Raw genomic sequence first — 13,052 nt, 5'->3', positions numbered from 1 at the left:
CGTTGGCTGGTCGATTAAGGAGGCTATACAGCTTCCGCCAACGGTCTTTGATGGCCGGTCAATAAGGCTGACCGCCCATAAAGGCTTTAAAAAAACCCGTCCAAAAATCTGCTGCGTGGGCAGTGTGCAGGTTCTAAGAACCCGCCAATGTACTTTGATCAACGCGGATACCTATACCCATCGTGCTGGACAAAGCAATCTTGCGCAGATATAAACCCTTGCTTGTTGCTGGTTTTAGCCGCTGCAACGCATCGGTCAATGCAATTAGATTGGAGCGCAACGCGGACGCTTCAAACGAGGCGCGGCCAATCGTTGCGTGCACAATGCCCGCCTTATCAATACGGAATTGCACTTGCCCGGCTTTTGCATTTTTAACCGCGGCTGCAATATCCTGGGCCACAGTGCCCACTTTCGGATTCGGCATCAGGCCGCGCGGACCAAGAATTTGCCCTAAGGCGCCCACAATGCGCATTGTATCGGGCGAGGCAATCACAACATCAAAGTTCAGATCGCCCGCCTTGATCTGTTCAACCAAATCCTCCATTCCCACTACGTCAGCGCCCGCGGCGCGCGCCTGATCTGCCTTTTCACCCTGAGCGAAGACGGCCACGCGCACGGATTTTCCAGTGCCTGCCGGCAATACCACCGAGCCGCGCACCATTTGATCGGATTTTTTTGCGTCGACGCCTAACTGCACCGCAACATCAATAGACTCGTCAAATTTAGCGGTCGCGCATGCTTTCACTTGTGCTAGCGCTTCATCCAACGGATATTGTCTGGCGCGTTCGATCTGATTGGCAAATGCGCGCCTCCGTTTTGGAAGTCTGACCATTACATGCCCTCCACTGTAATTCCCATCGAACGGGCGCTGCCCGCGATTGTGCGCACCGCGGCCTCAAGATCGGCAGCGGTTAAATCAGGCATTTTGATTTTTGCGATTTCTTCCGCTTGGGCGCGCGTCATTGATCCCACCTTATCTGTATGCGGTTTAGGCGAGCCTTTATCAGTTTTGGCCGCTTTCTTGATCAATACGGACGCAGGCGGCGTCTTGAGGATAAAGCTAAAGCTTTTATCTGAAAATGCGGTAATGACGACTGGAACAGGCAGACCCGGCTCCATATTCTGCGTCTGCGCGTTAAACGCCTTGCAGAATTCCATAATATTCAGGCCGCGCTGGCCAAGCGCCGGGCCGACCGGCGGCGATGGATTGGCTTTACCCGCGGGAATTTGCAGTTTGATGAAGCCGCTAATTTTTTTTGCCATATTGAAGGATATTGACTTAATATTGAGATGGACTTTTAGAATGGACACTCACGGTAGATTTTGAACAGAGGCTTATAGCTTTGCGAGTTGACTGAATTCCAAGTCCACGGGCGTTGCGCGGCCAAAAATCGTCACAGACACGCGAACGCGCGATTTGTCATAATTGACTTCTTCCACGCTCCCGTTGAAATCCGTAAAAGGTCCTTCTTTCACACGGACGATTTCACCCACCTCAAATAAGGTTTTCGGGCGCGGTTTTTCAACGCCCTCTTTCATCTGCAACATGATTTTTTCAACTTCCTGCTTGGAAACCGGCGTTGGATGATGACGCGCGCCGCCGACAAAGCCTGTGACCTTGGGCGTATTTTTGACGAGATGCCATGTTTCGTCGTTCATTGCCATTTCGACTAACACATAGCCTGGAAAAAACCGGCGCTCGGTCACCGATTTCTGCCCGCCCTTGATTTCAACCACCTCTTCAGTGGGCGCCAGAACCTCTCCAAATTGATCTTGCATGCCGGCCCGTTCGATACGCTCCCGCAATGCGCGCAGCACACTCTTTTCCATACCGGAATACACATGCACAACATACCAGCGCTTAATGCCAGCGGCCTGAGGAGAGGGTGTTTCGCTCATCTCATTTCCAGCCCAAAAACAGCGAAAAAACAGCCCATTCGATCGTCTTGTCGGTTAACCAAAGATAAATGGCCATCACGAGCACAAAGCCAAACACAACCAGCGTTGTCTGCCCGGCTTCTTGGCGCGTTGGCCAAACAACCTTACGGACTTCACGCCAGGAATCCTTGGTAAAACCGATAAATTCTTTACCAGCGGGCGAAAATAGCGCGACCCCTCCCCCGGCGATCAATCCGCCTGCAAGCGAGGCTGTGCGCATTAACGCGCCTTGACTACTCAGCGTATAAAAGCCAAAGATTCCAAGCAGAGCAAGGAGCGCCGCCAATACAAGCATTGCTTTGCCGCCTGTTGTATGGACTGCCCCGGAAGAGGAAGGATTCCCCATAGATTGGATCGTTTTTAAGTCATTCAGTGAGAGCGCCAAAAGAGCGAGCGCGAAGCGACACCGAGCAAACCACTGAAAAATGCTCTGGGGCAGGGGCAGAGGGAATCGAACCCCCAACCTTCGGTTTTGGAGACCGATGCTCTGCCAGTTGAGCTATACCCCTTTCTCTTTTGCTCCGCCCGCATCGATCTCAACCCGACTTCATATTGATCAGATTGTGAAACCGAAACTGAGGTCGGGCTGGGGCTCGCTACGGGGTCGCATCCATCGCGCGACGCGCGACGGAACCTGCTCCGCCCGCATCGAGCCCTACTCAATAATTTTTGTCACCACGCCTGCGCCAACGGTACGCCCTCCTTCACGAATGGCAAAGCGCAAACCTTCTTTCATCGCAATGGGCTGAAGCAATTGGACCGTTATCGATACATTATCGCCCGGCATCACCATTTCCTTATCTTTTGGCAATTCAATTGAGCCTGTGACATCCGTGGTACGGAAATAAAACTGTGGGCGGTAATTGCTGAAAAATGGAGTATGGCGCCCGCCTTCTTCTTTTGATAGCACGTAGACTTCAGCGGTAAAGCGCGTGTAGGCTTTGGCCGTACCCGGTTTCGCCAGAACCTGGCCGCGCTCAACGTCTTCACGCTTGGTGCCCCGCAACAAAACCCCCACATTATCGCCCGCCTGACCCTGGTCGAGCAGTTTACGGAACATTTCAACGCCTGTGCAGGTGGTCTTGGACGTTGGCCGGATGCCAACAATTTCTATTTCTTCGCCCACCTTAATTACGCCGCTCTCAACGCGGCCCGTGACCACCGTGCCCCGGCCTGAGATTGAGAACACGTCTTCAATCGGCATCAAGAATGGACCGTCGATTGCGCGTTCCGGCGTGGGGATGTACGAATCCAGCGCATCCGCCAGCTTTATAATTGCCTGTTCGCCCAACTCACCGGTATCTCCTTCGAGCGCAAGTTTGGCTGACCCTTTGATCATTGGAACATCGTCTCCCGGAAAGTCATATTTTGACAGCAGCTCGCGCACTTCCATTTCAACCAGTTCGAGCAATTCCTCATCGTCGACCATATCGCATTTATTTAGGAAGACAACGATATAAGGCACGCCAACCTGGCGCGCCAGCAGAATATGTTCGCGCGTCTGCGGCATTGGGCCGTCCGCGGCTGAAACGACCAGGATTGCGCCGTCCATCTGGGCAGCGCCCGTAATCATGTTTTTCACATAATCCGCGTGACCGGGGCAATCAACGTGCGCATAATGGCGTTGCTCGGTTTCATATTCGACGTGCGCGGTATTAATCGTAATACCGCGCGCTTTTTCTTCCGGCGCTGCATCAATCTGGGCGTATGCTTTTGCCTCGCCGCCGAATTTCTTCGACAATACAGTGGTAATCGCCGCCGTGAGCGTTGTTTTACCGTGATCCACGTGCCCCACTGTCCCGACGTTTATATGCGGCTTGCTACGCTCAAACTTGCTTTTGGCCATTCTCGACTCCTAAACAGGCAATGGTTATGGATTGCGCCGCGCGCAACGAACATGACTTTATTCCGAAACAGGGTGCCCATGGGCAGGATTGAACTGCCGACCTCTCCCTTACCAAGGGAGTGCTCTACCACTGAGCCACATGGGCAGCTTCGCGGACAGCGCCTTTCCCACAGACTGGAGCGGGCGAAGGGAATCGAACCCTCGTCATAAGCTTGGAAGGCTTCTGCTCTACCATTGAGCTACGCCCGCGCTCATCACCGCTTTTTCAGCGACAATATGCTGCAGCCCTCTGAAATGGTGGAGGGGGTTGGATTCGAACCAACGTAGGCGCAAGCCAACAGATTTACAGTCTGCCCCCTTTAACCACTCGGGCACCCCTCCACGATAAACCGATAATTATCGATACAGATCCTTTCATTGTCAAGGATTTGTATCAGTCCCGTTCAAAAATGAAAAACAGCATGCGGTTATACTTTCAGTTGCACCTTTAATCCTACAATGGCCTTTCCATGACAGACCAAGCTTCTATTTCGGGCCGCGCCTCTCCGGACGCAAATGCGCTGCAAGCGCCGCATTGGGAACGCGCTCTGCTCGAAAAAGCGGTATTGGCCGCGGTTCGCGAGCAACGCGCATCCAGACGCTGGAAAATTTTCTTCCGCCTGTTTTTTCTGCTTATTTCCGGATTGATGGCTTGGTATCTGATTGCGTTTTCAAACGACAAAGCGCTGGCGCGAGGCGCGCATGCAGCGCTCATCGTACTGGATGGGGAAATCGCAGCGGATCAGCAAACCAACGCTGAAAGGCTGAATGCCGCACTCAAGGCGGCATTTTCAAATCGTGATGCAGTGGGTATTATTCTAAAAATCAACAGTCCAGGCGGAAGTCCAGTTCAAGCGGGCATGGTCAACGATGAAATCCGCCGTCTACGCGCTAAATATCCAAAGAAGCCGGTCTATGCAGCCGCGGAAGATTTATGCGCTTCGGGCGCCTATTATATCGCGGTGGCGGCGGATAAAATCTTTGTGGACAAGGCCAGTCTCATCGGTTCCATTGGTGTCCGGTCGGATAATTTTGGTTTTACAGGTCTGATGGACAAGCTGGGTATTGAGCGCCGTCTGCTTACGGCAGGCCGGAATAAAGCGCTGAACGACCCATTCTTGCCTTTAGATGCGGCGCATGCGCAATATTTGCAAACCATGCTGGATCAGATTCATGCTCAATTTATCGAAGCCGTGCGTCAAGGACGGGGAGACCGCCTGAAGGAGCCCCCAGAGATATTTTCAGGCCTGATTTGGACAGGCCAGCAGAGCGTCGCGCTTGGACTGGCGGACGGTTTCGGCGATGCGTATTATGTGGCGCGTGAAATCCTAAAAACAGAAGAGATCATCGATTACTCGATTCAGGAAAATCTATTTGATCGCGTCTCCAGAAAAATAGGGCTGACGGCGCGCGCCGCTTTAGCGCACGTGCTTGAGCCGACCGAGCGCTTCAGTCTGAACTAGCGCATTTCTGAGATATCCCGATAAGTCCGCTGCGCGAGACACAAATCCGCCCACGCTTTGCTTTTATCCGCCAGATTGCGCAGCAAATAAGCGGGATGGTAGGTGACGATGACGGGCACATCTTCGTAACGATGGATGCGCGTGCGCAGTGACGAAAGGCTTGCCTGGGTTTTTAGCAGACTTTGCGCAGCGAAGCGCCCAAGCGCAAGAATCAGTTTCGGCCGGATGAGTGCAATCTGCCGCCGCAAATAAGGTTCGCACTGCGCCACTTCATCGGGCTGCGGGTCGCGGTTGCCCGGCGGACGGCATTTGATGACATTTGCAATGTAGACATTCTGGCCGCGCGCCAGTCCAACGGCGCGCAGCATATTGTCCAACAAGCGTCCCGCCTGACCAACAAAAGGCTCGCCCAGGCGATCTTCATTCGCGCCTGGCGCTTCACCCACCAGCATCCAGTCAGCGTTTGAATCGCCGACGCCAAACACGGTTTGGGTGCGCTGCTCGCAAAGTCTGCAACGCGTACAGTGCGCAACGCGCGCGGCTAATGCACCCCAGTCAAGTTGCTCAATAGGCACAGAAGTTTTTTCAACAACGGATGATTCAGCCTGAGAGGCATCTACTCCACGTTTCATCCAAATCGGCGTTAAGCCAATTTCCTCAAGTATGAATGGATCAGGCCGCGGCATATTGAATCTCTGGCGATATCAGGCGCATGCAGTTCATCGAACCGATCATTGAGAGGAAGTGACATACGATTTAATCAAAGTTTTGCGATGCGTTCCACGGTCTTGAACGCAACGCGGTTGCGTACATATTCCGGCTGCGCATCCATCGCCGGTACGGCATATCCTGCGCACAAGCGTTGCCAACCCAGACGGGCGATCGGGGCGGCGTGCGGCAACGCGCGCGGGTCAATCGATGCGGCACTCGCTCGCGCCGCCAGCCGCGCGCCAAATACTGCGGCCGCATTGCCCGCAAGCGTGAAAACGCCCGCTGCCCCTGCCTGTTCAGGCGCGCTCACCGTAGCCGCTTGCACAGTACGCCAATTGGCGCGCGCTTCTTCCCATTCAAACACGCCCCAATAGACTTCGTCCATCCGCGCGTCAAGCGCGGCGAGCACGCGCGTTGCGGCTGAACGATGCATGTGCGCGGCCTGCGCGCACGCCAGTAGCGTATTGACTGGTATCATCGGAATCTGCAATGCAAAAGCGAGTCCTTGCGCTGCGCCCGCAGCCGTGCGTATGCCCGTGAACGCGCCAGGTCCAGCGCCAAACGCAATCGCGGCGCAGTCACTCAAATCGCGCCGCGCTTCGTCGAATACTTCGCGTACCATCGGCAACAGACGCTCACTTGATACTATATCGGTGTTTTCATGTCTGATAAAAAGATTGGCCAGCCCGAATACACGGAACGGCGAAGTGACGCCGGGCAAGCCACTGAAAAATGCTCTAGACGGAAAAACCGCCAGCGCGACCGAACAATACTCAGTCGATGTATCAAGCGCAAGCAGGAGTGTATTGCTCATAGAGAAGATAAATTCATTTAGGGAAAGACTGCATAATTAGCCAAGGCAAAGAGCGTCATAACCCGAAAATACACGGTACAGCGGCAGATCACACAGCGCTTCTTCCATCGCCGCACCCGACAGACTGAACCACTGCTGCAAAAAGTGCTAGTAAGACTTGTTTGCGTGTGCGCTTACGTGACAGGTTCGGGCCTGGATTGATGGGCGTCATCGGATATCCTTGCAATAGAGGAATCCTCTCAAGCATACAGCCCACGCTTTATGCAGTCCTTCCTTAGCAGTNTTTNNNNTATATGGTAATCCCGCAAGATCACCAGCGGCTGGTTGAGTACAAGACGCTCGACTTCGGGCATTTTTTCGTACAGCCGACAGACGGGTCGTTATTTGCATAGGTATTGCCAAACATCCTGGCGCAGTCGCTACCCCGACCGCTGGAGATGAATGTGGTTAAGCTGTTTAAAACTCTGGCTCTAAATATTCGGTGCCTTGAAATTCCACGCTATTTATAAAAACTGTCCCTTGTTTTCCTCCCAATGTACAAAATTTATACAGAACCTATACATGGATAAAACCGTTAATCTGAAAGAAAAAATACACTTATACACAGCTTTTGACCGTTTCTATTCACTACTATTGCTTAAAATTATTTCATGAATACTAATACATCAAAATCATGGAGAAAGTATGTCGAGTGATGCGGGCCTCGACCATCTGCGGGCCAGGCGGTGTGGCACGCTGTAATAATGCGCATCAATCTCGACGTGGTCGTCAATAGTCTTCTTTTCGCTTGGTTCACCAAATTCAAACTTTTATGGGTGCGCCCGGCTGGGATCGAACCAGCGACCTTCGGCTTCGGAGACCAACGCTCTATCCACTGAGCTACGGGCGCTTGTTATAGATCATGAACAGGCTCTCGGCAATCCGGCCCTGCCTGAAATATAGCCAGACCGCGGATAACGCAGGCGGGGAAGGGAGAAAAGCGGTTTGCAACAGTGCCGCAGGGCAGGATTATAAGGAGACTGGCTGCATTCTGTCATTTTTCGTATTCCCCGCATCCGTTAGCCAGATCATCGCCGCCTGATTTCCGTTTTTCGGATGGTCGCGCCGATATGAATAAAAGCGCTCTGGCTCCGAAAAGGTGCACCACGCGCCGCCGCTGATGATATGCGTAATGCCCGCGCGTGCCAGCCGCACGCGCGCCAGAGAATAAAGATCGGCCCGATATTTTCCGGGCGCGGCGGCGCAAGGATGAAAGGCGGCGGCAGTTGCGCGATATTCGTCCGGTTGCGCCGAGGCCATGAATGTATCGTATACATCATCGCCGACTTCAAATGCGCGCGGCTGGATGGCGGGGCCGAGGAAGGCGGTCAGCGTACAGTCTGCGCCGGCGGCAACTGCGACTTCAGCGGCCGTGCGCTCAAGCACGCCAGCCGATAAGCCCCGCCATCCCGCGTGCGCTGCGCCAACAGCGCGGCCTGCACGGTCGCAGATCAATACGGCGGGGCAATCAGCGCTAGTGATTACGCATGCCATATGTGGTTGAGTGGCCACACTGGCATCTGCATACGGCGCGCCATTTTGATCCAACGCAGTCTCTGCGCGGATGACCTGGACATGATGGATCTGTTTCAGCCATGCGGGACGCGTGCCAGTAGAAAGCGGCCAGGCGCGCGCGGTTCTCGGTCACGCACTGCGGATTATCGCCGGTGTGAAAAGCGAGATTTAAGCCGCCAGGCAGCGCATGTCCGTTACGCCATTGTCCATAAGGCGGCGCGCTGACACCGCCAGCGCGCGTTGTAAAGAGGGCGCGCACGCGCGGTACATGCGGCCACTCTGGAATGATGACATCCACTGCCGAGAGCGGCGGCGATGACGATTCATCAAAGGCCATTCACTTCCCTATTTGTTTTTGGAGTCTGGTCAGAGAGATGGAGCGTTGCAAGCGCGGGCGGCAATCCAAGCGTTTGCGCGAGCATTGCCATATCTTCGGGAAGCGGCGCTGACCAGATACACCGCTGGCCGGTGAGCGGATGCGTCAATTCAAGCCGCACCGCATGTAAGGCCTGGCGCGTAAAGGATGCGGCGCAATGCCGCGCCCGTGCGTCGCCATATACTGGGTCGCCAATCAGCGGATGGCCAAGATGCGCGAGGTGCACGCGAATCTGATGCGTGCGTCCGGTTTCCAGATCGCATTGCACGGCGCTGATGGATGGGCCCGCTTTGTTCGCCATTGCGAGCACCCGGTAATGGGTGCGCGCGGGCTTGCCTGCCGCGCCGGTAACAACGGCATGCTGAATACGGTTGCGCGGATGGCGTCCAAGAGGGGCATCGATGGCGCCTTCTTGCCGCGCAAGCGTCCCAAGCGCAAAGGCCAGATAACGGCGCTTCATAGTGCGCGCCTGAAGCTGACGGATCAAATGCGTATAGGCGGTCAGCGTTCGCGCAATGACCATTACGCCTGAAGTGTCTTTGTCCAGACGATGCACAATGCCCGCGCGCGGAATGCCCGCCGCGGCCTGACCGTAACGGTGCAGCACGCCATTGAGCAGGGTGCCGCCCCAGTTGCCCGCGGCCGGATGTACGACATAGCCAGCGGCTTTGTGAATGATGACGAGCGCCTCGTCTTCATAAAGAATATCCAGCGGCACGGGTTCGGCAGTGAAAGCGCGCACATCCGGCGCTCGTTCGGGATGGATCACAACCGTTGCGGATTCAAGCGCAGGCTGGCGCAGACGGGCCGGAGCGCCGTTTATTTGCACGCGGCCGGCTTCAATCCAGTGTTGCAGGCGGTTGCGTGAATAATCGGGGAACAGACGGGCCAGCGCTTTGTCCAGACGCTCGCCCGCCAACGCGCGAGGAATGTGCGCAACCCGCGGCGCGGGCGCGTGAGAGAGAGCGCTTCGACTATAATCATTCGCGTCAGAGTGAGTCATCATCAGGATACGCAAGTGTTAGTGTTAGGACATACCCTCAGGAAAATGGCGCTGGCCGTGGCTGCGATTATGATCTCAGGATGCAGCTTTCTTTCAGACAAACTCAAAGAAGCGTCCACTTGGTCAGATGAGAAATTATACGAACATGCGCAGCAAGCGCTCTCCGAGCATGATTGGGGGCTGTGCGCGAAATATTTCGGAATGCTTGAGGGGCGCGCCGCGCTGGATCGTTATGCCCAGCAGGCTCAACTGAATGCTGCGTATTGCAACTGGAAAGACAAGCAGAATACGGCTGCGCTGCAATTCATCGAGCGTTTTATCCGGCAATATCCAGCCCATCAGAGGCTGGATTATGCGTTTTATTTGAAAGGGTTGATCAATTCCAACGATGAGCTGAGCCTGCTTGGCCGGTTGAGCCATCAAGATATCAGCGAGCGCGATCCGTACACTGCGCGCGATGCTTATCAGGCCTTTAAAGCTGTTGTCAAGTATTATCCGAGCAGTCCGTATGCGATGGATGCCGCTCAGCGGATGCGCTATATCGTGAATATGCTGGCCGCGCATGAAGTGCATGTGGCTGATTATTATTACCGGCGCGGCGCTTACATCGCTGCGGCGAACCGTGCGCAGGCGGCGCTTGAGCAGTTTGAGAATGCGCCCGCCGCTGAAGAAGCATTACGACTCCTGATCCTGTCTTATCAGGCGCTGGGAGAGTCGCAACTTGCCCATGATGCAGAACGTGTGCTGCAAGCCACTTTTCCAGCCAGTCCTTATCTGAAGAGATAAAAGGGGACGATTGAGGACGATTCAACAGTTCAGAATCATTCATCTGGATGGAAAGCGCACCAAGGCCCGCGGAAAAATACATGCGTCCCCGCCTTGATCTGTTCGGCGCTTTGTTGACCGTCAGCGGTTTTACGCTGCTCTCTCGCATCACCGGCTTAATGCGGGAAACGCTGATTGCGCGCGCCTTTGGCGCGAATCTGACGACCGACGCATTTAATATCGCATTCCGCATCCCGAATTTACTGCGCCGTCTGTGCGCGGAGGGGGCGTTTTCTCAGGCCTTTGTGCCGGTGCTGGCGGAATTTAAAAACCAATATGGTCAAAACGCCACCAAGGCATTGATCGATGCGACGGCCACGGTATTGACATGGGCGCTGGCATTGCTCTGCATCATCGGCGTTGCGGGCGCGGCATGGATTGTTCTCGCCGTAGCGACCGGACTTCAGCAGGATGCCGTCGCGTTTTCCGCCGCGGTCTGGATGACGCGCGTGATGTTTCCCTATATTGCGCTGATTTCGCTGACTGCGCTGGCATCGGGCGTGCTGAATACCTATCAGCATTTTTCACTGCCGGCGAGCGCGCCGGTATTACTGAACCTCAGTTTTATCGTTGCATCCCTATGGATTGCGCCGCATTTGCAGATGCCGGTTTATGCACTGGCCTACGCGGTGATCGTCGGCGGAATTCTGCAGCTTGCGGTTCAGATACCCGCGCTCGCCCGACTGCGGATGCTGCCTAAAATTGGGATGAATCCATTAAAAGCGCTGGCGCACCGGGGCGTCAAACGCATTTTGATGAAGATGGCGCCCGCGGCATTTGCGGTCTCGGTTTCGCAACTGAGCCTGATCATTAATACGAATATTGCGTCAAGATTAGCGCCAGGGAGCGTGACATGGCTTTCATACGCGGACCGGCTCATGGAATTCCCCAGCGCCTTATTAGGCGTCGCGCTCGGTACGGTTCTGCTGCCAAATCTGGCCAAAGCGCATGCAGTGAGCAGTCCGAAGGAATATTCGGCTTTGATCGACTGGGGTTTAAGGCTCACCCTTTTATTGGCAACGCCAAGCGCGATTGCACTGTTCATCTATGCCGAACCGCTGGTTGCCGTGCTCTATCACTATGGCCGCTTTGATGCGCTGGATGTGGCGATGGTCAGCCGCGCGCTCGCAGCGTATGGAGCGGGACTGGTTGGCCTGATTCTGATCAAGATTCTCGCGCCTGGCTTTTACGCCAAACAGGATATTAAAACACCCGTCCAGATCGCGCTGCTCGTATTGGGCATCACCCAGGCATGCAATCTGTTCTTTGTCCCCTATCTCGCGCATGCGGGACTTTCGTTGTCGATTGGCATTGGAGCGTCCATCAATGCGCTGCTGCTATTGATAGGTTTACGTAAGAGAGGGTTTTATCAGCCTGCGCCAGGCTGGACCAAATTTCTTGTTCAGCTTGTTCTCGCCTGTGGCGCGCTGACCGCAGTCCTATTGGGATTCCGGAGATATGCGGACTGGATTGCACTCGGTCAAACGCCCATGATCAGAATGTTCTTGCTTGCGGCCAGTTTGATCACGACCGCTGCGCTTTATTTTGGCGTTTTGTGGTTGAGCGGATTCAGATACGCGGCGCTTAGAACCTATTCACCCGTGCAACCCATCCAAAATGACTGAGCCGCTACAAACCATTATTGAGCATGCCTGGACGCGCCGCGCCGAGCTGTCCGCGCACACTGCAAGCGCTGAAATCCGCGCCGCAATCCAGACGGTACTCAACCAGCTCGACTGCGGCGCATTGCGCGTTGCATCAAAATCTTCGGATACCCCTGATCAGGAAGCGCTGACGGGGAAGTGGATAGTGCACCAGTGGATAAAAAAAGCCATTCTGCTCTCCTTTGTGATTGAAGAGAATACGCGGATGGAGGCAGGCGGATATACCTCTTTTTATGACAAGGCCGCAAGTAAATTTGCGGATTACACGGCGGGCGATTTTGCTGCGGGCGGTTTCCGCGTCGTGCCGCCGGCAATCGCGCGGCGCGGCGCATTCATTGGCAGGCGGGTTGTACTCATGCCGTCCTTTGTCAATATAGGGGCATATATCGATGAAAATACAATGATCGATTCCTGGGCGACGGTCGGCTCGTGCGCGCAGATCGGCAAAAGCGTGCATCTCTCGAGCAACGCGGTTATTGGCGGCGTGCTTGAACCCGTGCAGGCCAATCCCGTCATTATTGAGGACAACTGCTTTATTGGCGCAGGCTCGACCGTTCTTGAAGGGGTGATTGTCGGCGAAAACTCGGTGCTTTCGACCGGCGTGCTTCTGAGTCAGAGCACCAGGATTTTCGACCGCGCCAGCAAAGAAGTGTTCACCGGTTATGTGCCACCGGGTTCGGTGATTGTCCCCGGCAGTCTTCCATCGGCGGATGGCTGCTACAGCCTGTATGCAGCGGTGATTGTGAAGAAGATCGATGCAAAAACGCGCGCCAAAACAGCCATTAATGACTTGCTTAGACCTGTTCACAAATTGTAACG

11 protein-coding genes, 5 tRNA genes and 3 pseudogenes are annotated in these 13,052 nt (G+C 54.7%); 4 read left to right on the top strand and 15 right to left on the bottom strand.

Annotation, left to right across the window (positions count from 1 at the left end):
• Window positions 1–133: 133 nt before the first annotated feature.
• The 9 genes from rplA to CAGGBEG34_RS03160 all read right to left on the bottom strand — a co-directional run bounded on the left by rplA (window position 134) and on the right by CAGGBEG34_RS03160 (window position 4,165).
• Window positions 134–832 (bottom strand): 50S ribosomal protein L1, encoded by a 699-nt coding sequence (gene rplA / locus CAGGBEG34_RS03200; RefSeq protein ID WP_006682427.1) that lies wholly within the window; start codon window positions 830–832, stop codon window positions 134–136.
• Window positions 832–1,263, bottom strand: coding sequence for a 50S ribosomal protein L11 (gene rplK / locus CAGGBEG34_RS03195; RefSeq protein ID WP_006682426.1), 432 nt, complete (start codon window positions 1,261–1,263; stop codon window positions 832–834). The genes rplA and rplK overlap by 1 nt, the downstream gene beginning before the upstream one ends.
• Before the next feature lie 72 nt (window positions 1,264–1,335).
• Entirely contained in the window at window positions 1,336–1,899 is a 564-nt protein-coding gene (gene nusG / locus CAGGBEG34_RS03190; protein WP_006682425.1) for a transcription termination/antitermination protein NusG, read from the bottom strand.
• Window position 1,900: 1 nt separating this feature from the next.
• Window positions 1,901–2,284: a preprotein translocase subunit SecE gene (gene secE / locus CAGGBEG34_RS03185; RefSeq protein ID WP_042687968.1), complete on the bottom strand. Its 384-nt coding sequence runs from the start codon at window positions 2,282–2,284 to the stop codon at window positions 1,901–1,903.
• Between the two features lie 90 nt (window positions 2,285–2,374).
• Window positions 2,375–2,447 (bottom strand) — tRNA-Trp (locus CAGGBEG34_RS03180).
• A 146-nt stretch (window positions 2,448–2,593) separates the two neighbouring features.
• Window positions 2,594–3,784, bottom strand: coding sequence for an elongation factor Tu (tuf, locus tag CAGGBEG34_RS03175; protein ID WP_006682423.1), 1,191 nt, complete (start codon window positions 3,782–3,784; stop codon window positions 2,594–2,596).
• 73 nt (window positions 3,785–3,857) lie between these two features.
• A tRNA-Thr gene (locus tag CAGGBEG34_RS03170) sits at window positions 3,858–3,929 on the bottom strand.
• Window positions 3,930–3,959: 30 nt separating this feature from the next.
• A tRNA-Gly gene (locus CAGGBEG34_RS03165) sits at window positions 3,960–4,033 on the bottom strand.
• Window positions 4,034–4,079: 46 nt separating this feature from the next.
• Window positions 4,080–4,165: transfer RNA gene (locus CAGGBEG34_RS03160), tRNA-Tyr, on the bottom strand.
• Window positions 4,166–4,293: 128 nt separating this feature from the next.
• Here CAGGBEG34_RS03160 and CAGGBEG34_RS03155 point away from each other — a divergent pair.
• A complete protein-coding gene (locus CAGGBEG34_RS03155; protein ID WP_006682422.1) occupies window positions 4,294–5,286 on the top strand; it encodes a S49 family peptidase in 993 nt (330 codons plus the stop codon).
• On the opposite strand, the pseudogene CAGGBEG34_RS03150 reads toward CAGGBEG34_RS03155, so the two are convergent.
• From CAGGBEG34_RS03150 to CAGGBEG34_RS03130, 6 genes and pseudogenes are all read right to left on the bottom strand, one after another.
• Window positions 5,283–5,852, bottom strand: a pseudogene (locus tag CAGGBEG34_RS03150) (uracil-DNA glycosylase); the annotation flags it as partial. The gene CAGGBEG34_RS03155 and the pseudogene CAGGBEG34_RS03150 sit on opposite strands and share 4 nt — an antisense overlap.
• Before the next feature lie 194 nt (window positions 5,853–6,046).
• Window positions 6,047–6,811, bottom strand: coding sequence for a tRNA (adenosine(37)-N6)-threonylcarbamoyltransferase complex dimerization subunit type 1 TsaB (tsaB, locus tag CAGGBEG34_RS03145; protein ID WP_006682421.1), 765 nt, complete (start codon window positions 6,809–6,811; stop codon window positions 6,047–6,049).
• A 684-nt stretch (window positions 6,812–7,495) separates the two neighbouring features.
• A pseudogene (locus CAGGBEG34_RS12105) lies at window positions 7,496–7,584 on the bottom strand (Mu transposase domain-containing protein); the annotation flags it as partial.
• A gap of 43 nt (window positions 7,585–7,627) precedes the next feature.
• A tRNA-Arg gene (locus CAGGBEG34_RS03140) sits at window positions 7,628–7,700 on the bottom strand.
• A 119-nt stretch (window positions 7,701–7,819) separates the two neighbouring features.
• Window positions 7,820–8,702, bottom strand: a pseudogene (gene pgeF, locus CAGGBEG34_RS03135) (peptidoglycan editing factor PgeF).
• Complete coding sequence (locus CAGGBEG34_RS03130) at window positions 8,692–9,744, bottom strand: RluA family pseudouridine synthase (RefSeq protein WP_006682419.1); 1,053 nt, start codon at window positions 9,742–9,744, stop codon at window positions 8,692–8,694. The pseudogene pgeF and the gene CAGGBEG34_RS03130 overlap by 11 nt, the downstream one beginning before the upstream one ends.
• Before the next feature lie 45 nt (window positions 9,745–9,789).
• Here CAGGBEG34_RS03130 and CAGGBEG34_RS03125 point away from each other — a divergent pair, with 45 nt between their 5' ends.
• Genes CAGGBEG34_RS03125 through dapD form a run of 3 tightly spaced genes read left to right on the top strand, consistent with a single transcriptional unit; the run spans window position 9,790 to window position 13,050 of the window.
• A complete protein-coding gene (locus CAGGBEG34_RS03125) occupies window positions 9,790–10,530 on the top strand; it encodes an outer membrane protein assembly factor BamD (RefSeq protein ID WP_042687914.1) in 741 nt (246 codons plus the stop codon).
• A gap of 47 nt (window positions 10,531–10,577) precedes the next feature.
• Window positions 10,578–12,194 (top strand): murein biosynthesis integral membrane protein MurJ, encoded by a 1,617-nt coding sequence (gene murJ / locus CAGGBEG34_RS03120; RefSeq protein WP_006682417.1) that lies wholly within the window; start codon window positions 10,578–10,580, stop codon window positions 12,192–12,194.
• Window positions 12,187–13,050, top strand: a complete 864-nt coding sequence (gene dapD / locus CAGGBEG34_RS03115; protein ID WP_006682416.1) for a 2,3,4,5-tetrahydropyridine-2,6-dicarboxylate N-succinyltransferase — start codon at window positions 12,187–12,189, stop codon at window positions 13,048–13,050. Before murJ ends, dapD begins: the two co-directional genes overlap by 8 nt.
• The last annotated feature ends 2 nt before the right edge of the window (window positions 13,051–13,052 follow it).

Source organism: Candidatus Glomeribacter gigasporarum BEG34, from assembly GCF_000227585.1.
Taxonomy (GTDB): Bacteria; Pseudomonadota; Gammaproteobacteria; order Burkholderiales; family Burkholderiaceae; genus Glomeribacter; species Glomeribacter gigasporarum_B.
The sequence above is the reverse complement of the archived record's forward strand: the minus strand, read 5'-3'. Positions and strand labels throughout refer to the sequence as shown.